This is a genomic window from Streptomyces curacoi, from assembly GCF_001513975.1.
Taxonomy (GTDB): Bacteria; Actinomycetota; Actinomycetes; order Streptomycetales; family Streptomycetaceae; genus Streptomyces; species Streptomyces curacoi.
This window is the reverse complement of sequence record NZ_KQ947985.1, coordinates 339,715-357,247: the sequence shown is the minus strand read 5'-3', so window position 1 is coordinate 357,247 and position 17,533 is coordinate 339,715. Positions and strand designations below refer to the sequence as shown.

Annotated in this window: 16 protein-coding genes and 1 tRNA gene; 7 read left to right on the top strand and 10 right to left on the bottom strand. The window is 67.9% G+C overall.

Going from position 1 to position 17,533, the window contains the following annotated elements; translation table 11 throughout:
• The first annotated feature begins 2 nt into the window (after positions 1-2).
• From AQI70_RS07080 to pknB, 3 genes are all read left to right on the top strand, one after another.
• On the top strand, positions 3-1,439 hold the full coding sequence (locus tag AQI70_RS07080) for an FtsW/RodA/SpoVE family cell cycle protein (RefSeq protein ID WP_003999680.1): 1,437 nt from the start codon (positions 3-5) through the stop codon (positions 1,437-1,439).
• Positions 1,436-2,911: a peptidoglycan D,D-transpeptidase FtsI family protein gene (locus tag AQI70_RS07075; protein ID WP_003999681.1), complete on the top strand. Its 1,476-nt coding sequence runs from the start codon at positions 1,436-1,438 to the stop codon at positions 2,909-2,911. Before AQI70_RS07080 ends, AQI70_RS07075 begins: the two co-directional genes overlap by 4 nt.
• A 170-nt stretch (positions 2,912-3,081) precedes the next feature.
• A complete protein-coding gene (gene pknB / locus AQI70_RS07070) occupies positions 3,082-5,106 on the top strand; it encodes a Stk1 family PASTA domain-containing Ser/Thr kinase (protein ID WP_062145601.1) in 2,025 nt (674 codons plus the stop codon).
• 70 nt (positions 5,107-5,176) lie between these two features.
• Here the strand turns inward: pknB and AQI70_RS07065 are convergent, their stop codons facing one another.
• Genes AQI70_RS07065 through AQI70_RS07045 form a run of 6 tightly spaced genes read right to left on the bottom strand, consistent with a single transcriptional unit; the run spans position 5,177 to position 9,489 of the window.
• Positions 5,177-5,941, bottom strand: a complete 765-nt coding sequence (locus AQI70_RS07065) for a class E sortase (protein ID WP_062145599.1) — start codon at positions 5,939-5,941, stop codon at positions 5,177-5,179.
• A 13-nt stretch (positions 5,942-5,954) separates the two neighbouring features.
• A complete protein-coding gene (locus AQI70_RS07060) occupies positions 5,955-7,133 on the bottom strand; it encodes a class E sortase (protein WP_062145597.1) in 1,179 nt (392 codons plus the stop codon).
• Positions 7,130-7,768, bottom strand: a complete 639-nt coding sequence (locus AQI70_RS07055; RefSeq protein WP_003999685.1) for an aminodeoxychorismate/anthranilate synthase component II — start codon at positions 7,766-7,768, stop codon at positions 7,130-7,132. Before AQI70_RS07055 ends, AQI70_RS07060 begins: the two co-directional genes overlap by 4 nt.
• Positions 7,765-7,962, bottom strand: coding sequence for a hypothetical protein (locus AQI70_RS38380; protein WP_167358882.1), 198 nt, complete (start codon positions 7,960-7,962; stop codon positions 7,765-7,767). The genes AQI70_RS07055 and AQI70_RS38380 overlap by 4 nt, the downstream gene beginning before the upstream one ends.
• 17 nt (positions 7,963-7,979) lie before the next feature.
• On the bottom strand, positions 7,980-8,693 hold the full coding sequence (locus tag AQI70_RS07050; protein ID WP_062145596.1) for a class E sortase: 714 nt from the start codon (positions 8,691-8,693) through the stop codon (positions 7,980-7,982).
• A gap of 19 nt (positions 8,694-8,712) precedes the next feature.
• Complete coding sequence (locus tag AQI70_RS07045) at positions 8,713-9,489, bottom strand: DUF881 domain-containing protein (protein ID WP_079051183.1); 777 nt, start codon at positions 9,487-9,489, stop codon at positions 8,713-8,715.
• A gap of 141 nt (positions 9,490-9,630) precedes the next feature.
• Here AQI70_RS07045 and crgA point away from each other — a divergent pair, with 141 nt between their 5' ends.
• On the top strand, positions 9,631-9,885 hold the full coding sequence (gene crgA / locus AQI70_RS07040; RefSeq protein ID WP_062145592.1) for a cell division protein CrgA: 255 nt from the start codon (positions 9,631-9,633) through the stop codon (positions 9,883-9,885).
• Between the two features lie 280 nt (positions 9,886-10,165).
• On the opposite strand, the gene AQI70_RS07035 is transcribed toward crgA, so the two are convergent.
• Together AQI70_RS07035 and AQI70_RS07030 are read right to left on the bottom strand one after the other, a co-directional pair.
• Positions 10,166-11,053: a rhomboid family intramembrane serine protease gene (locus AQI70_RS07035; protein ID WP_062146498.1), complete on the bottom strand. Its 888-nt coding sequence runs from the start codon at positions 11,051-11,053 to the stop codon at positions 10,166-10,168.
• Between the two features lie 101 nt (positions 11,054-11,154).
• Positions 11,155-11,688, bottom strand: a complete 534-nt coding sequence (locus AQI70_RS07030) for a peptidylprolyl isomerase (RefSeq protein ID WP_003999691.1) — start codon at positions 11,686-11,688, stop codon at positions 11,155-11,157.
• A 328-nt stretch (positions 11,689-12,016) separates the two neighbouring features.
• On the opposite strand from AQI70_RS07030, the gene AQI70_RS07025 reads away from it, so the two are divergent.
• On the top strand, positions 12,017-12,742 hold the full coding sequence (locus tag AQI70_RS07025) for a DUF5324 family protein (protein WP_062145590.1): 726 nt from the start codon (positions 12,017-12,019) through the stop codon (positions 12,740-12,742).
• Between the two features lie 452 nt (positions 12,743-13,194).
• Here AQI70_RS07025 and AQI70_RS07020 read toward each other — a convergent pair.
• A tRNA-Ala gene (locus tag AQI70_RS07020) sits at positions 13,195-13,267 on the bottom strand.
• A gap of 181 nt (positions 13,268-13,448) precedes the next feature.
• Between AQI70_RS07020 and AQI70_RS07015 the strand changes: the two genes are divergently transcribed.
• Complete coding sequence (locus tag AQI70_RS07015) at positions 13,449-13,997, top strand: helix-turn-helix domain-containing protein (protein ID WP_062145588.1); 549 nt, start codon at positions 13,449-13,451, stop codon at positions 13,995-13,997.
• 257 nt (positions 13,998-14,254) lie between these two features.
• Positions 14,255-15,958 carry a serine/threonine-protein kinase gene (locus AQI70_RS07010; protein WP_062145586.1) on the top strand — a complete coding sequence of 568 codons (1,704 nt, stop codon included), beginning with the start codon at positions 14,255-14,257 and terminating at the stop codon, positions 15,956-15,958.
• Positions 15,959-16,171: 213 nt separating this feature from the next.
• On the opposite strand, the gene AQI70_RS07005 is transcribed toward AQI70_RS07010, so the two are convergent.
• Positions 16,172-17,515, bottom strand: a complete 1,344-nt coding sequence (locus AQI70_RS07005) for a hypothetical protein (RefSeq protein ID WP_062145584.1) — start codon at positions 17,513-17,515, stop codon at positions 16,172-16,174.
• Positions 17,516-17,533 lie beyond the last annotated feature (18 nt).

The window sequence follows — 17,533 nt, the reverse complement described above, 5'->3', positions numbered from 1 at the left end:
CGATGAGCAGTACTACGAACTCGCCGACGCACCACACGTCCACGATCGGCGCCATCGGCGCGCCCAGCCGGCGCAACACCGAGCTGGCGCTGCTGGTGTTCGCGGTTGTCATTCCGGTGTTCGCCTACGCCAACGTGGGGTTGGCGATCAACGACGAAGTGCCGGCCGGCCTCGCGGGCTACGGCCTCGGGCTCGGCCTGCTCGCGGCCATCGGCCATCTAGTCGTACGGAAGTTCGCCCCGTACGCAGACCCGCTGCTGCTGCCGATCGCGACGCTGCTGAACGGGCTGGGGCTGGTCGTCATCTGGCGCCTGGACCAGTCGCAGCGGCTCCAGCAGCTCGCGGAGAACCTCTACGGCGTCTTCAGCCCGTCCGCACCCAACCAGCTGATGTACTCGGCCGTGGGGCTCGCCCTGTTCGTCGTGGTCCTGGTCTTCCTCAAGGACCACCGCATCCTGCAGCGCTACACCTATATCTCGATGGTGGCCGCGCTGGTGCTGCTGCTCCTGCCGCTGGTCCCGGGGCTCGGCGCCGACGTGTTCGGCGCCAAGATCTGGATCAGCGTCGCCGGTTTCTCCATCCAGCCAGGCGAGTTCGCGAAGATCATCATTGGCATCTTCTTCTCCGGCTACCTGATGGTGAAGCGCGACGCCCTGGCCCTGGCCAGCCGTCGCTTCATGGGCCTTTACCTGCCGCGGGGCCGTGACCTCGGCCCGATCATCACGATCTGGGCCGTCAGCCTGCTCATCCTCATCTTCGAGAACGACCTCGGTACGTCGCTGCTGTTCTTCGGCATGTTCGTGGTCATGCTGTACGTCGCCACCGAACGGACCAGCTGGATCGTGATCGGTCTGCTGATGTCGGCTGCCGGTGCCGTCGGCGTCGCCTCGTTCGCCAGCCATGTGCAGGCCCGTGTGGACGCCTGGCTCGACCCCTGGAGCTGCTACAAGACCTCCGGCGCCTGCGAGCAGATCGGCCAGTCGATCATGTCGTTCGGCTCCGGCGGCGTCATGGGCACCGGACTCGGCCAGGGCAACTCCGACCTCATCGGCTTCGCCGCCAACTCCGACTTCATCTTCTCCACCTTCGGCGAGGAACTCGGGCTGGCCGGTGTCATGGCGATGCTGCTGCTGTACGGCCTGATCATCGAGCGCGGCGTACGGACCGCACTCGCGGCCCGCGACCCCTTCGGCAAGCTGTTCGCGGTCGGCCTGTCCGGCGCCTTCGCCCTGCAGATCTTCGTCGTCGCCGGCGGCGTCATGGGACTGATCCCGCTGACCGGTATGACCATGCCGTTCCTCGCGGCCGGTGGCTCCTCCGTCATCGCCAACTGGGCCCTCATCGGCATCCTGCTGCGCATCAGCGACACCGCACGCCGCCCGGCCCCGGCCCCCGTTTCCAACCCCGACGCCGAGATGACCCAGGTGGTCCGCCCGTGAACAAGCCCCTGCGCCGAATCGCGATCTTCTGCGGACTGCTCATCCTCACCCTGCTCATCCGCGACAATTGGCTCCAGTACGTCAAGGCGGACGCGCTGCAGGACAACGTGAACAACCGCCGTATCTCCATCGAGCGATACGCCCAGCCACGCGGCGACATCATCGTCGGCGGCAATCCGATCACCGGCTCCGTGGAGACCACGGGCAGCGACTTCAAGTGGAAGCGCACCTACAAGAACGGGCCTATGTGGGCGCCCGTCACGGGATACGCGTCCCAGGCCTTCGGCGCCACCCAGCTGGAGTCCATCGAGGACGGCATCCTCACCGGCAACGATGACCGGTTGTTCTTCCGCAACACCCTGGACATGATCACCGGCAAGGACCAGCAGGGCGGCAACGTCGTCACCACCCTGAACGCCGCTGCCCAGAAGGCGGCGTACAACGGCCTCAAGGAACGCGGCAAGGGTGCCGTCGTGGCACTGGAGCCGTCCACCGGCAAGATCCTGGCCCTGGCGTCCTACCCGTCGTATGACCCCTCGTCGTTCGCCGGTAACTCCACGAGCACGGACACCAAGGCCTGGCAGAAGCTCCAGAAGAAGAACAACCCGGACGACCCGATGCTCAACCGGGCGCTGCGTGAGGTCTACCCACCCGGCTCCACCTTCAAGGTCGTGACCGCGGCCGCCGCGCTGGAGCACGGCCTGTACAAGAGCGCGGACGAAAAGACCAAGTCGCCGGACCCCTGGGTCATGGAGGGCACCACCACCGAGCTGCCGAACGAGGGCAACATCCCCTGCAAGAACGCGACGCTGAGGGTCGCCCTGCAGTACTCCTGCAACACCGTCTTCGGCAAGATCGGATCGGACCTCGGCAACGACGACATGTTGGAGACGGCCAAGCAGTTCGGCTTCACCTCGGAGCAGTTCACGCCGGTCCGCTCCAACGCGTCGGTCTTCTCCAACGACATGAACCCCTCGCAGACCGCGCTGTCCTCCATCGGCCAGTTCAACACCGCCGCCACCCCGCTCCAGATGGCGATGGTCGCGTCGGCCGTCGCCAACGACGGCAAGCTGATGAAGCCGTACATGGTGGACGAACTGCAGGCGCCGAACTTCGACCCCATCGAGACGACCAAGCCGGAAGAACTGAGCCAGCCGCTGACGCCGGAGAACGCTCAGATCCTGCAGTCGATGATGGAGACGGTCGTGCAGGACGGTACCGGCAAGAGCGCACAGATGGACGGCGTCACCGTCGGCGGCAAGACCGGTACCGCCCAGCACGGTGTCGACAACAGCGAGAAGCCGTACGCCTGGTTCATCTCCTACGCCAAGCTCAGTGACGGCAGCGCGCCGGTCGCGGTCGCGGTCGTGGTCGAGGACGAGAACGCCAACCGCGACGACATCTCCGGCGGCGGCCTCGCGGCCCCCATCGCGAAGAAGGTCATGGAGGCGGTCATCAACGACAAGAAGTGACCCCGCTCACGTCCCCTTCACATCGGTGCACGTTGCGATACCGGTCCTGTATCGGGTTACGGGCTTGGCCAGGTCACACAAGATGAGCCGGGTACGGTATGCCCGGACGGCACACCGCCGAACCCACAAGGGTGAAGGCGGGACCGACGGAGAGGGCTGGTAGGTAGCTTATGGAAGAGCCGCGTCGCCTCGGCGGCCGGTACGAACTGGGCCAGGTGCTCGGTCGTGGTGGCATGGCGGAGGTCTACCTCGCGCATGACACCCGCCTCGGCCGCACCGTGGCGGTGAAGACGCTGCGCGCGGACCTCGCGCGCGACCCGTCCTTCCAGGCCCGGTTCCGCCGGGAGGCCCAGTCGGCCGCCTCGCTCAACCATCCCGCGATCGTGGCGGTCTACGACACGGGCGAGGACTACATCGACAACGTGTCGATCCCGTACATCGTCATGGAGTACGTCGACGGCTCCACACTCCGTGAGCTCCTGCACAGCGGCCGCAAGCTGCTCCCGGAGCGCGCCATGGAGATGACCATCGGCATCCTCCAGGGCCTGGAGTACGCCCACCGCAACGGCATCGTCCACCGCGACATCAAGCCCGCGAACGTCATGCTGACGCGCAACGGCCAGGTCAAGGTGATGGACTTCGGCATCGCCCGCGCCATGGGCGACTCCGGCATGACGATGACGCAGACCGCCGCCGTCATCGGCACCGCGCAGTACCTCTCACCGGAGCAGGCCAAGGGCGAGCAGGTGGACGCCCGGTCCGACCTGTACTCGACCGGCTGCCTCCTCTACGAGCTGCTCACGGTCCGCCCGCCCTTCGTCGGCGACTCCCCGGTCGCGGTCGCGTACCAGCACGTGCGGGAAGAGGCACAGCCCCCGTCGGTCTTCGACCCCGAGATCACGCCCGAAATGGACGCGATCGTACTGAAGGCCCTGGTCAAGGACCCGAACTACCGCTACCAGTCGGCCGACGAGATGCGCGCCGACATCGAGGCCTGCCTCGACGGCCAGCCCGTCGCCGCCACGGCCGCCATGGGCTCGGTGGGCTACGGCGGCTACCCCGACGACCAGCCGACCACGGCCCTGCGCGCCACGGACGCGGGCGCCACGTCGATGCTGCCGCCCATGAACCCCGACGAGGGCGGCTTCGGCTACGACGACCGCGTCGACCGGCGCCGGCAGAAGAAGTCCAACACCTCGACCATCCTGCTGGTCGTCGCCGCTGTGCTGGTCCTCGTGGGCGCGGTCCTGATCGGCAAGTGGGTGTTCGACAGCAAGGGCGTGAGCAACAACCAGGTCGCCGTGCCGAACCTCATCGGCGAGAACGAGAAAAGCGCCAGGACGCTTCTCGACAACGCCGAGCTCAAAATAGGAACGGTCACGCCGAAGGAGTGCGAGGACCAGCCCAAGGGCAAGATCTGCGACCAGGACCCTGACGCCCCCACCAAGGTCGACAAGGGCTCCACGGTCAACATCGTGGTGTCGACCGGCGCCCCGAAGGAGACGGTGCCGGATGTCGAGGGCCTGACCTTCGAGAAGGCCAAGGCCGAGCTTGAGGACAAGGGCTTCGAGGTCGATCAGAAGGCCCAGGAGTCCGACCGGACTCCAGGGATTGTCATCAGCCAGGATCCCAAGGGCGACACCGAGCAGGAGAAGGGCTCGACGATCACCCTCACCGTCGCCAAGGAGAAGGAGAAGTCCACCGTTCCGGACGTCCTCGGCAAGTCCTGTGACGAGGCGAAGGCCCAGATGACGGCCAACAACCTCGTCGGCAACTGCGTCGAAGTGGAGACGCAGGACCCGAACCAGGTCGGCAAGGTCATCTCGACCTCGCCGGAGGCGGGCAGCCAGGCCGAGAAGAACTCCACGGTGACCATCCAGATCGGCAAGCAGGCCCAGCAGAAGACCAAGGTGCCGAACGTCGTCGGTCAGACGGTGGGCCAGGCCAAGCAGATCCTGCAGGCGAACGGCTTCACCAACATCCAGTTCGCCGACGGCAGCGACCAGAGCGACACCGCTTTCGTCTCCGACCAGGACCCGAAGGCCGGCCAGGACGTCGACGACCCGGCGAACACCCAGGTCACGCTGACCACCCTCAGTTTCGGCGGCAACAACGGAGGCGGCAACAACGGGGGCGGCAACAACGGCGGGATCTTCGGCGGCGTGACGGGAACGTCCGCCCGCACGGAGGACTGAGTCCCTACGCCACGCAAAAGTCCCGGAACCTGAAAGGTTCCGGGACTTTTCTTTTGGCCGGACCGATCCGTCAGCCGCGCAGCTCCTCCGGCGGCGTCCGCTCCTTGTCCACCTTCTCCACCCGCTCCAGCTCGCCCCACACGATGTAGCGGTACCGGCTCGTGTACACCGGCGTGCAGGTCGTCAGGGTGATGTAGTGGCCCGCCTTGGTCTTGCCCGACTCCTTCGGGATGGCGGACAGGACCTTCACGTTGTACTTCGAGGTCTCGGGAAGGAGGGCGTAGACCTTGTAGACGTACCACTTGTCCTTCGTCTCGAAGACGATCGGGTCGCCCTTCTCGATCTTGTGGATGTTGTGGAACTCCGCGCCATGCCCGTCCCGATGGGCGGCGAGAGAGAAGTTGCCCTTCTTGCCGGACGTGGGCAGGGTCGCCTTGACCGGGTCGGTGTAGTAGCCGGCGACGCCGTCGTTGAGGATCTTCGACGTCGTGCCCTTCTCGACGAGGATCTCGTCGCCACTCATCGCGGGCACATGCAGGAAGCCGATGCCGTCCTTGGAGTCGAACGTGGCCGGGCGGCCGGAGCCGTCGTCCTGGTGGGCCCAGATGTCACGGACCTTGTCGGCCTGCTTGTCCGCCGCGCGGTCGGCGAGGACATTCGTCCACCACAGCGAGTAGACGACGAACAGGCCCAGCACCAGACCCGCCGTGATGAGGAGTTCGCCGAAGACGCTGACCGCCATCGCGATCCGGCCCATGCCGCGACGGCGTGCCGGGGGGCGCCGTGACGCGGGCGCCGCCGTGTGCTCTTCCGTGCCGTCGGTGGTCGCTGCCACTATTCATCTGCCCTTAACTGACGAGCGCATCCGGCTTGCCCTTGCTGCGCGGCCGTTCCTCGACCATCTTGCCCCAGACGATCAACCGGTACTTGCTGGTGAACTCCGGAGTACACGTGGTGAGCGTGATGTAGCGGCCCGGCTTGGTGAAGCCCGACCCCGGCGGAATCGGATCCAGCACACTCACGTTGCTCGGCGACGTCACCGGCAGGATCGACGCCATCTTGTACACGAAGTACTTGTCCTGCGTCTCCACGACGATCGCGTCACCCTGGGAGAGCCGGTTGATGTACCGGAACGGCTCACCATGAGTGTTGCGATGCCCGGCCAGCCCGAAGTTGCCGGTCTTGGCATCCGGCATCGCCGTCTTCAGCTTGCCCTCGCCGTAGTGACCCACCATGCCCCGGTCGAGCACCTTCTTGTTGCTGATGCCCTCCGCGATCGGGACGACGACGTCCAGCTTCGGGATGTGGAGGATGGCGAAGCCCTGCCCCGGCTCGAAGACCCCCGGGTTGCGCTTGCCGCTCGCCCAGTCCTCCTGGAGGCTGCTCGCCTCCTTGTCCGCCTGCGCATGCGCCCGGACGTTCGTCCACCACAGCTGGTAGCTCACGAACAGCAGCATCAGCACACCGGTGGTGATGAACACCTCCCCGATCGCCCGGCTGGCGAACACCCCGGGGCTGGGCTTGCGCGCCCGGGCCTGTCTGCGGGCCTCCACACGCGACAGGGGGGCCTGGGACGCCTCCGAGTCGCTGTCGACGGCCTCCGCCGCCCGACGGGAGCCCCCATGACGCCCGTGACGCCGCTTGGCGGCCTTTCTACGGGCCGCACGGCCGCCGGTGGTGGTTCCGGTGGTTCCTGTGGCGGAAGGGGCTGAGGAGGCGGCAGACGCCGCTATGGACTCGCCTGCGGGTGGATCCGGTATCCGCAGCGCCACGGTCTCGTCGTCCACGGGGGGTATGTACGGCTCCGCGTACCCCTCTCCGCCGTACCCGTCGCTCGTGCCGTAGCCGTCGTTGCCCTGCCCTTGAGCGACGTAGCCCGCCGCGCCGTGCCACTCCCCAAGCGCACCGGACGCCTCGTACGGCTCCTGCCCGTACGAGGTGCCCTGGTCGCCGACGTCGCCGTAGGACTCCGTGAAGGAGTCCCCGTAAGCGGCGCCGGACTCGCGCTCGGGGCGCAGCGCGGTCACGCCGTGGCCCTGCCCACCACCGGGGCGAGCCCCGCCGACCTCGCCACCGCGCCCTGGTCGCCACACTCCACCAGCCAGTTGGCCAGCATCCGGTGCCCGTGCTCGGTCAGCACCGACTCGGGGTGGAACTGCACACCCTCGACCGGCAGTTCACGGTGGCGCAGGCCCATGATGATGCCGTCGTGCGTGCGGGCCGTGACCTCCAGCTCGGCCGGCACGGTCGCCGGCTCGGCGGCCAGCGAGTGGTAGCGCGTCGCCGTGAACGGCGTCGGCAGACCCGCGAAGACGCCCTTGCCCTCGTGCTCGACCAACGACGTCTTGCCGTGCAGCAGCTCAGGCGCACGGTCCACGACACCGCCGTACGCCACCTGCATCGACTGCATCCCCAGGCAGACGCCGAAAACGGGCACCCCGGTCGCCGCACAGTGGCGCACCATCTCGATGCAGACCCCGGCCTCCTCGGGCGTCCCCGGTCCCGGCGACAGCAGCACACCGTCGAAGCCGTCCTGGGCGTGTGCCGTCGACACCTCGTCGTTGCGCAGCACCTCGCACTCGGCGCCCAGCTGGTACAGGTACTGAACCAGGTTGAAGACGAAGCTGTCGTAGTTGTCCACGACGAGAATGCGCGCGCTCACTGGTTGTCCACCGTCACATCGTTGAAGGGCAGCAGCGGTTCGGCCCACGGGAAGACGTAGTTGAAGAGGACGTAGACCACGGCCACGACCAGCGCGAGTGAAATCAGCGCCTTCACCCACGCGTTCCCCGGCAGATGCCGCCAGATCCAGCCGTACATGCCGTCCCTTCCGTCGCACCACGGCACCAGACTCACGCCGTACAGCCAACAGACTAACGGCGCAACGCCTCCGGTTTCCCGGCCTCCACAGGCTGTGTGGAGTCCAGATGTGCCCACACGATCAACCGATGACTGTGCCCCCACTCCGGATCGCACGTGGTCAGGGTCAGATAGCGGCCTTCACGTGTGTACCCCGACTTACGTGGCACAGGGTCGATCACCTCAATGTCCGTGGGCAGCGTTTTGTAGGGGCCTTTGTCGATCCGATACGTGAACCAGGTCGTTCCGTCCGTCAGCACCACCGCATCGCCCGGCCGCAGCCTCGGGAAGTCCTTGAACGGATCGCCGTACGTCCGCCGATGACCGGCAACCGAGAAGTTGCCCTTCTGGCCGAGCTGGGCGGTGTTCGCGTAGTGGCCGAGGCCCTTCTTGAGGGTCTTGGTGGCGGTGCCTTCGAGGACCGGCTTGTTCCACGTGAAACCAAGGCGCGGGATGTACATGATCGCGAAGGGTTCGTCCGCGGTGTAGGGAGCGGGCTCCGGCGGGCTCGCGTCGGCGCTCTCCCCCGGGCTCACGGCGCCCCCCGCTGCCGGAGCCGTCGGCCGTACGGCTCCCTGTGCCCACTGCTCCTGCAACTGGTCGATCTGGTCGTCCATGACGTTGTCGGCCTTCACGCCGGTCCAGAAGAGCACATAGACGACGAAAAGAACGATCACGGTGCCGGCGGTGATGAACAGTTCGCTGACGGTCCTGACGACGACACGCACCGGCAGCTCCAGAGAAGACTCACTCCACGGGCTTGGCGTACTGCAGATCCACTGTGCCCGAGTAGCCCGGCAGAGTCACCGTCCCGTCCTCGGTCACTTTCCAGCCGAGGCCGTAGACATTGACGTACACCATGTAGTTCTGGATCGCCCGAGACGCCGCGAGCGCCTTCTGCATCTTCTCCGGATCACCGACCGCCGTGATCTTGTACGGCGGTGAGTAGACCCGGCCCTGCAGGATCAGCGTGTTGCCCACGCACCGCACGGCGCTGGTGGAGATCAGCCGCTGGTCCATGACCTTGATCCCCTTGGCACCGCTCTCCCACAGCGCGTTGACCACCGCCTGGAGATCCTGCTGATGGATGACCAGGTAGTCCGGCTGCGGCTCGGGATAACCCGGAAGCTTGGCGGTCGCGTCCGGCGGGGCGTCATTGAGGGTGACGGTGATCGCCTCGCCCGTCAGCTTCTGGGTGCCCGCGCTCTTCTCCAGCGCCGCCAGCTTGTCGTCCTCGGCCTTGGTACTGCCGTCGTCCCGCTCGGCCAGCGCCTCGACGTCACCGCGCAGCGCCGCATTGGACTCGTTGAGCTCGCGGTTCTCGTGGCTGCGCTCCTGGATGAGGTCCGAAAGCTTCAGGAGCGAGGCATCCGTACGGATATTGGTGCCCTTGGCCGTATTGAAACTGGTGAAGAAAATGAGACCCGCGAGAGCGAAGACAGCCGCGGTCAGCACCCGCACCGGCCGGAAGCGGTTGCGGACAGGACTGGATCCCGTCCCGGGAGAGTCGGCAGAATTGCTCAACGTACCCTTATCTCCTTCAGCGCCACGGAAGCACTACGCTAACGGACGCCCGGGGGAGCAATCAGAGTCCCCTTGTACGCTGCCCCGAGCCAGCCACAGTTCCCTGCGCGGCCACGCAGCGCATCGACAGGAGAGACCCTCGTGCCGAAGTCACGTATCCGCAAGAAGGCCGACTACACGCCGCCGTCGTCGAAGCAGGCGACCGCCATCAAGCTGAACAGCCGCGCCTGGGTGGCCCCCGTGATGCTGGCCATGTTCCTCATCGGCCTCGCCTGGATCGTCGTCTTCTATGTGACCGACGGTTCACTGCCCATCGACGCGCTGGGCAACTGGAACATCGTCGTGGGCTTCGGCTTCATCGCCGCCGGATTCGGCGTCTCCACACAGTGGAAGTAGCGGGCGAAGAGGCGGTTCCGTCGTGGTGAACTCAGCTCTGCCCAGGGCTATCCACTGAGTTATCCACAGCCGTTTTCCACAGTGTTGAAAAAGAAAGACGATCTGTGGATAACCCGCCGAGCGTTGACGCCGGTGTGACGGAACTACCGGTCGACACCGACTCCCGAAAACTTGTTCGCCCCCTGCCTGACCTGCGGAAACACGGGTCAGTGACAGGGGGCACAGTTGTTCCCGCACAGCGTGCACAAGATCCGCCACACGCTGTGGACAACCGGGTACGTCAGGTGAGCTGAGCCGTCCTGAGCAGCGTCAAGAGCACTACGGCGGCCAGTACGAGCGCGCAGGTTCCGTACTGCACGAGGGTGCGGTGCTCGCGCGGGGCGTGGACCATGGCGTAGCCGACGAGCACACCCGCGACCAGGCCGCCGATGTGCGCCTGCCAGGCGATCTGCGCCAGGCCGAAGGTGAAGATCAGGTTGATCACGAGCAGGGCGATGACCGGGCGCATGTCGTACTGGAGTCGGCGCATGAGCACCGCGGTGGCGCCGAAGAGCCCGAAGATGGCACCGGAGGCGCCGAGCGAGGACTGGTTCTGGGCCGCGATGAGATAGGTGAGCGCGCTGCCCGCGAGGCCGGAGACGACATAGAGCGCGATGTAGCGGATCCGGCCGAGAGCGGCTTCGAGAGGACCGCCGATCCACCACAGGCTGAGCATGTTGAACAGGATGTGGATGTAGCTGCCGTGCAGGAACATCGACGTCAGCAGCCGGTACCACTGGCCCTCCGCGACGCCTTCGAAGTCACCGAGTTCCGACACGTAGGCGCGTCCCATGAGGTCGAAGCGGTCGGTGAAGGGGTCGCCCATCGACAGCTGGGCCAGGAACACGGCGAGGCAGATGCCGATCAGGACCTTGGTCACGAGGCGGGGGTCGGTGGTGACGGTGCCGCCGGCGAGGGTGCGGGGGCGGGAGGCGCTGGGGGCGTGTCCGGTGCCGGAGCCGTTGCGCACGCATTCGGGGCACTGGAAGCCGACGGACGCGCTGACCATGCATTCCGGGCAGATCGGCCGCTCGCAGCGGGTGCAGCTGATGCCGGTCTCGCGGTCCGGGTGGCGGTAGCAGACGGGCAGGCTCTGTGCGTCCTGCGAGCTGCCTGCCGGCTGGTCCATGGGGTCCCCTAGGTCGTCGTACGCGATGCACGCCTCACGCATCGCCCCGCTCATCCTTACGGATGAGCGGGGCGTTTGGTTCCCTGCGGGAGGTATCGGGCTCAGCCCTGGCGTTCCTCGATGACGACCGACTCGATGACGACGTCGTTGAGCGGGCGGTCGGTGCGCGGGTTGGTCTGGGTGGTCGCGATGGAGTCGACGACCTTCTGGCTGGCGCCGTCGATGACCTCACCGAAGATGGTGTGCTTGCGGTTCAGCCACGTCGTCGGGGAGACGGTGATGAAGAACTGCGAGCCGTTGGTGCCCGGTCCGGCGTTGGCCATGGCCAGCAGGTAGGGCTTGTCGAAGGAGAGGTCCGGGTGGAACTCGTCCTTGAACTGGTAGCCGGGACCGCCGGTGCCGTTGCCCAGCGGGTCACCGCCCTGGATCATGAAGCCGCTGATGACCCGGTGGAAGACCGTGCCGTCGTAGAGCTTGGCCGTGGACTTCTCGCCGGTGGCGGGGTTCGTCCACTCACGCTCGCCCTTGGCGAGCTCGACGAAGTTCCTGACCGTCTCCGGCGCGTGGTTCGGGAGGAGCCGGACCTCAATGTCGCCGTGGTTGGTCTTCAGGGTGGCGTAGAGCTGCTCAGCCACGATCTGCCTTCCGTTGTCTTCCTGTGACCCCCCGATCCTCGCATGGACGGCGGCGTACGTCGCCCGACGCTCGTTCATCGGTGTGCGGCTGGGCCGATCCCCTTGCAGAAAACTGCTCGAGTAGTCACGGGACGGGGGGCGCGGCGCGCCGATCCGTGGCATTGTCGACGACAAGCTCCCGTTGCCCCGCATTGATCCGCTATTGCACTCGATCAACTCCATCGGCACCCATATGCCTGTCTTCATATGCCGCGGAGCGGTCGGACAGGCATGATCCGTAAAAGGGTGGAAAGTCGAAATACCGTACGCCACCGAGGAGGAGGAACCCGTGACCCGCATCGACAGCGTGCGCGCCGCGACCGGCTCGGCGAAGGGCAGCGTGCTGCACGCCGCGGAAGTGGTGGCGCCCTACGCCGACACCGCCAAGGACAGGGCCGCCCACTACGCACACGAGGCACGCGTACGGCTCGCGCCGAAGGTGTCGCTGGCCACCGAGCAGGCCCGCGCGCAGGCCCGCCTGCAGTACGGCACGCATGTCGCGCCGCGCCTGGTTCAGGCGCGTTCGCATGTGCCGCCGAAGGTCGACCAGGCCGCTCATGAGGCCGCCGCCCGTACCCGCCAGGCAGCCCGGCAGGCAGCCCGGCAGGCTGCCGACTATTCCCGGCCGAGGATTGAGCAGGCGATGGCCGCGGCCGGGCCAGTCAAGGGCGAGGCCGCCGCGCGCGGTGCCGCCGCGCTGGCCGCGTTGCGCGGTCAGATTTCGCCGAAGGAGATCCAGAAGCTGGCCCGTAAGCATCAGCGGCGCGCCAAGGCCGGCCGTGCCGTGAAGACGCTGGCGGTGCTCGGCGCTCTGGCGGGCGGTGCTTTCGCCGCCTGGAAGTGGTGGGACAAGCAGGCCAACCCGGACTGGTTGGTCGAGCCTCCCGCCGCGACCGAGGTCCCTGAGTCGGGCCGTCTCACCTCGGTGGACGGCACCGGCCAGTCGGTCCTCGACCCCGAGGTCGAGGAGAAGGAGGCCGAGGAGGAAGCGGCCCGGCGCGACGAGGGCCCGTGATGTGAAGGCCGGTGACGGCCTGCACGTCGAACTACGCCGTGGGGCGGGAGACTTGAGGTCTCCCGCCCCACGGCGATGTTTCACGTGGAACACCCCCGGCGGCCTCGGAACGGGGCCTGTTTACGCCCTCCGCCCACGATGACGTTTGCAACGGCCTGTGTGTGCAAGGCCCGCACACGCTTTCTTGACGGAGCGCATCCATCTGATTACCTGATCGCTTTCTCGCCAGCTCACACAAGGTCTCCCCACTGGAGCGCGCCACCCCGGCGTCGCGTCGGCCGCCTGCGCAACCACCACCCGGACTTCACGCCACCGCCAAATTTGCGCAAACATCCGCAACGGCACCCTCTCCCTGCGACGTGACGCAGGTCACTCCAGTGGCGCCCTTAGGGCGATCAGGGCATACGAAAACCGGCCAGAGGCCCGCGAGGGCGTCTGACCGGTCCGAGGTGTGGAGCCTAGGGGAGTCGAACCCCTGACATCTGCCATGCAAAGACAGCGCTCTACCAACTGAGCTAAGGCCCCGAAGAGGAGCGTCCGACCGGAAGAACCACACTCCGGCGGGCGTCGCAGACCAGAGTACCGGGTCGCCCCCGGTATCTCGCAAAAAGATTAGGGGTCCCGATGAACGACCACTCTCCGTAAGATGCTCGGCGTGGTTCGCTACAGCGAACCGCGGTTTTTGGGGAAGCGATGGGGAGACGCAATGGACGCCGCACAGCAGGAAGCGACCGCAAGAGCGCGGGAACTGCAGCGGAACTGGTACGGAGAGCCGCTGGGGGCGCTCTTCCGTAAGCTCATCGACGATCTTGGTCTCAACCAGGCTCGTCTCGCGGGGGTACTGGGACTGTCCGCACCGATGCTGTCGCAGCTGATGAGCGGCCAGCGGGCGAAGATCGGCAATCCCGCCGTGGTCCAGCGGGTGCAGCTGCTGCAGGACCTGGCGGGGCAGGTCGCGGACGGCAGCGTGAGCGCCGCCGAGGCCACCGATCGCATGGAGGAGATCAAGAAGTCGCAGGGGGGGTCGGTGCTCAGCAACACCACACAGACGACGAGCAGTTCGGGAGCGCCCACGGTCAAGCGGGTGGTCCGTGAGATTCAGTCGCTGCTGCGCTCGGTGGCGGCCGCCGGAGACATCCTCGAGGCCGCGGACACCCTCGCCCCCAGCCACCCGGAACTGGCAGAGTTCCTCCGGGTGTACGGCGCGGGCCGCACCTCCGACGCGGTCGCGCACTACCAGTCCCACCAGAACTGAACCCGAGGCCCGGTCACCGAAGGGGGTTCGGCAGCCGGGCCGACGGCCAAGGTCGTGGGGGGGGACACGGGGGCGTGCGGCCCACTGGCGAGGTCACGCGGGTGGCCTGGCCGTCACGGTGAGATCCCGACGGGGGCGGGTCTCTTACCGAGGAAATGCCAGGGGGAACCGCGAAGGGGAGTGAGCGAGGGGGAGTCGTATCGCTCGTCGAGGGGGAAGCAAGGGGGAAAGCGGAGGGGGAGGAGCGACGCACAGCCATGGGTGAGGTCTTCGCCGGCCGGTACGAACTGGTCGACCCGATCGGACGCGGCGGCGTCGGCGCCGTCTGGCGTGCCTGGGACCACCGCCGCCGCCGGTATGTGGCCGCCAAGGTGCTGCAGCAGAGCGACGCGCACTCGCTGCTGCGGTTCGTCCGCGAGCAGGCCCTGCGGATCGATCACCCCCATGTGCTCGCGCCCGCCAGCTGGGCCGCCGACGACGACAAGGTCCTGTTCACCATGGACCTGGTGGCCGGCGGTTCGCTGGTCCATCTCATCGGGGACTACGGCCCCTTGCCGCCCTCCTTCGTCTGCACGCTCCTCGACCAGCTCCTCGCCGGGCTGGCCGCGGTGCACGCGGAGGGTGTCGTCCACCGCGACATCAAGCCCGCCAACGTGCTTCTCGAAGCCACCGGCACAGGCCGCCCGCGACTGCGTCTGTCCGACTTCGGCATCGCCATGCGGCTGGGCGAGCCCCGCCTGACCGAGACCAACCTCGTGGTGGGAACGCCCGGTTACCTCGCGCCGGAGCAACTGATGGGCGCGGAACCGGACTTCCCCGCCGACCTGTTCGCCGTAGGGCTGGTCGCGCTGTATCTGCTGGAGGGCGCCAAACCGGACGCCAAGGCGCTCGTCCAGTACTTCACCGAGCACGGAACGCCCAGGGCTCCCAAGGGCATTCCCGACCCGCTGTGGCAGGTCGTGGCCTCGCTGCTGCAGCCGGATCCTCACGCGCGGTTCCGCACGGCCACGGGAGCGCGCAAGGCCCTTGCCTCGGCCGCCGAGCTGCTGCCGGAACCCGGCCCCGACGACGAGTTGATCGAGATCTTCGACCAGATCGGGCCGCTGCCACCAGGGTTCGGGCCGGGCGGGCCGCTCAAACCGGCGCCTGGGCTTGAGGAGAGCAGGGGTGACTCCCGGCAGTTCGGCCCGGGCTCGGGCTCGGGCTCGGCGGGGAGTGCTGACACCGGCTCTGTGACAACGGGCACCGGCTTCTTGCCGGGTGACAATCGCTCTGCGCCGACAGCTACCGGGTCGGTGGCGACCGCCACCGGCTCTGCTCTGCGAGGCACCGGATCGGGCACCGCCCCGAGCGATCCGCGCCAGGGCGTGGCAGGGCCGGCCCCGGCCCCGGACGTCACATCGTCCGAGTCCACATCCGCACCGCATATGCGCCAGCCTCCGAGCATGTCGGACACCGGCAGCTTCCATCTGCCGCCGCCACCGCCACCGCCTCAGGCCACCGCCTCCTCCCCTCAGACCCCAACACCCCCGCCGCATTCGCACGCGCCACATCCACCCCGACCACAGGCGCCACCCCCAAGGCAGACACAGGAACAGAGACAGACAGGCCAGCCACAGGGCGCGAACCGTCCCCCCGCCCCCGCCTCCCCCTACGACAACACGCACGTCCTGTCCTCCCCTCAAGCACACGCACCGCAGTACCCGACCCAGCCACCGACGCCGGTGCCGGACCATCGCGTCGATGCCTCTACTGCTTCGTACACCGCTCAGAGCCCGCAGGTTCCACCTTCGGCACCGCGGGTTTCGCAGCCGCACCGCCGCGGCGGCCACCGCGCCGCCCGACGCTCCGCCCGCGACCGCGCACGCCGCCCGGGACCGCCCGCCAAGGTGGCAGTGCCGCTCCTGCTGCTGGCCCTGGCCTGCTACGCCGTGGGTTTCTGGGCGCTGGCCCACATCTGAGCTCGCTGCGGCGCCCAAGCCCTCAAGCCCAACCACATCCCAGCGCCCGCCACGCCTGACCCCACCCAGCGCCAGCTACCTCTGAGCCCGCCCAGCGCCAGCTACCCCTGAGCCCGCCCAGCACCCACCACGCCACCTACAGCGGCGGAGCCGCCTGCCCCCGAATCCGGACATCGCGCCGCCCCTCGAACCCCAATGCCGGCCACCGCCCGCCTACCAGGCCCGAAGCCTCCGCCGCGCCACGACGGTCCACACCCCCAGCGCCCCCAGCAGCACGGTTCCCGCGCCGATCCCGCTCACCGCGAGCACGGTCATCGCAGTGCCCCCGTCGCCCCCGCCTTCTCCGCCCTGGCCCCCCGCAGCCACCCCCAGGTCACCTGCCGCAACCTCGAAGACGCCCCTGGGCTCGGACTCCCCCGCGTAACCCGGACCGGCCTCCGTCGCGCCCTCCATCCGCACGCGCAACGTCAGCCGAAAAGGCCCGTCGCCGTACGTCTCGGCCACTTCGGCGGAGAGGTGCACCACGAGGTAGTAGGAACCGGCGAACCGCATACGGCTGTATCGGGCGAGGCCGTCGTACCGGTTCTCGTAGGCGACGGGCGGCAGGGGGCGGAGTTCGGCGGCGGCCTTCTGCCTGCCGTTGTAGTGGGCGCTCACGTCGTCGATGAGGCCGCGCGCAGGGTTGTAGAGGGACAGGTTCAGCGCGCCGGCCGTGGAGCCGGCGCCGCTGTTCGAGCTGTCCAGTTCGGCGGTGGCGTACAACTGTCGGCCCCAGTTGAGCGGCACCTTGTAAAAGAGCGTCCCACCGGGCGCGATGTCGGAACTCCAGACGCCCTGTCCGACGGATACCGCCGAGGCGAAGCCCGCGCCGCCTTCCCGGCGCACGACCTCGCCGGTGAGGGGGGTCGGCGAGGCGGAGTTCCAGGCCTCGGGGGCGCGGGTCGCGCCGGCCTGCTTCAGATGAGGCTCCGAGGTGGCGAAGAGCTCCAGGTCCCAGGTGTCCCACGTGGCGTTCGCCGTCCCCACGCGCTCGACGATCACGTAATAGGTGCCGCCCCGCCGGCAGTAGGAGCGGTGGGCGGAGACCTCGCGCGCGCCCCACGCCACGATCGGGCGTGGGCTGTGGGCGACACCGAAGGTCTCGGTGTCGCGGGAGCAGTCACGGTCGTCGGGGCCCTGCACGGTCACCTTGATGCCGTCGCCGTCCGAGGCGGTGCTGCCGGGGGCGGGGATGGCGGTCGCGGAGACGTACGCGTCAGAGGTGGCGTCGAGGCTGAGGCGGTAGTAGGTCTTTCCGCCGCTCCGCAGGGAGCTCTTGTACGTGGCGCCGGGCGTGAGGAGGGCGGCATCCTTGGCGCTCGCCGCGCCCGTGACGGGCCGGGCGTCGGGGGCGAAGGCGTAGGGGCTCGGCGTGTCGGCCGCGAGCGCCGGCCGGCCCGGCAGAACAGCCGTCGTACCCAGCAGCAGCGCCCCTACGACGGCCGCACGCGCGCGTGCCGAGGGATGACAGCGCCGCTCCTTCGCGCCGCGCCACCGCGCCGTACGCCGCCGCCTCATCACGTGCCACCCCTCGTC

What these genes read in the sequence shown, in the direction of transcription:
- AQI70_RS07080 (WP_003999680.1), top strand. Translation starts at nt 3, where the DNA reads ATGAGCAGTACTACGAACTCGCCGACGCACCACACGTCCACGATCGGC.
- pknB (WP_062145601.1), top strand. Translation starts at nt 3,082, where the DNA reads ATGGAAGAGCCGCGTCGCCTCGGCGGCCGGTACGAACTGGGCCAGGTG.
- AQI70_RS07035 (WP_062146498.1), bottom strand. Translation starts at nt 11,053, where the DNA reads ATGGACCAGCCGGCAGGCAGCTCGCAGGACGCACAGAGCCTGCCCGTC.
- AQI70_RS07015 (WP_062145588.1), top strand. Translation starts at nt 13,449, where the DNA reads ATGGACGCCGCACAGCAGGAAGCGACCGCAAGAGCGCGGGAACTGCAG.
- AQI70_RS07010 (WP_062145586.1), top strand. Translation starts at nt 14,255, where the DNA reads ATGGGTGAGGTCTTCGCCGGCCGGTACGAACTGGTCGACCCGATCGGA.
- AQI70_RS07005 (WP_062145584.1), bottom strand. Translation starts at nt 17,515, where the DNA reads ATGAGGCGGCGGCGTACGGCGCGGTGGCGCGGCGCGAAGGAGCGGCGC.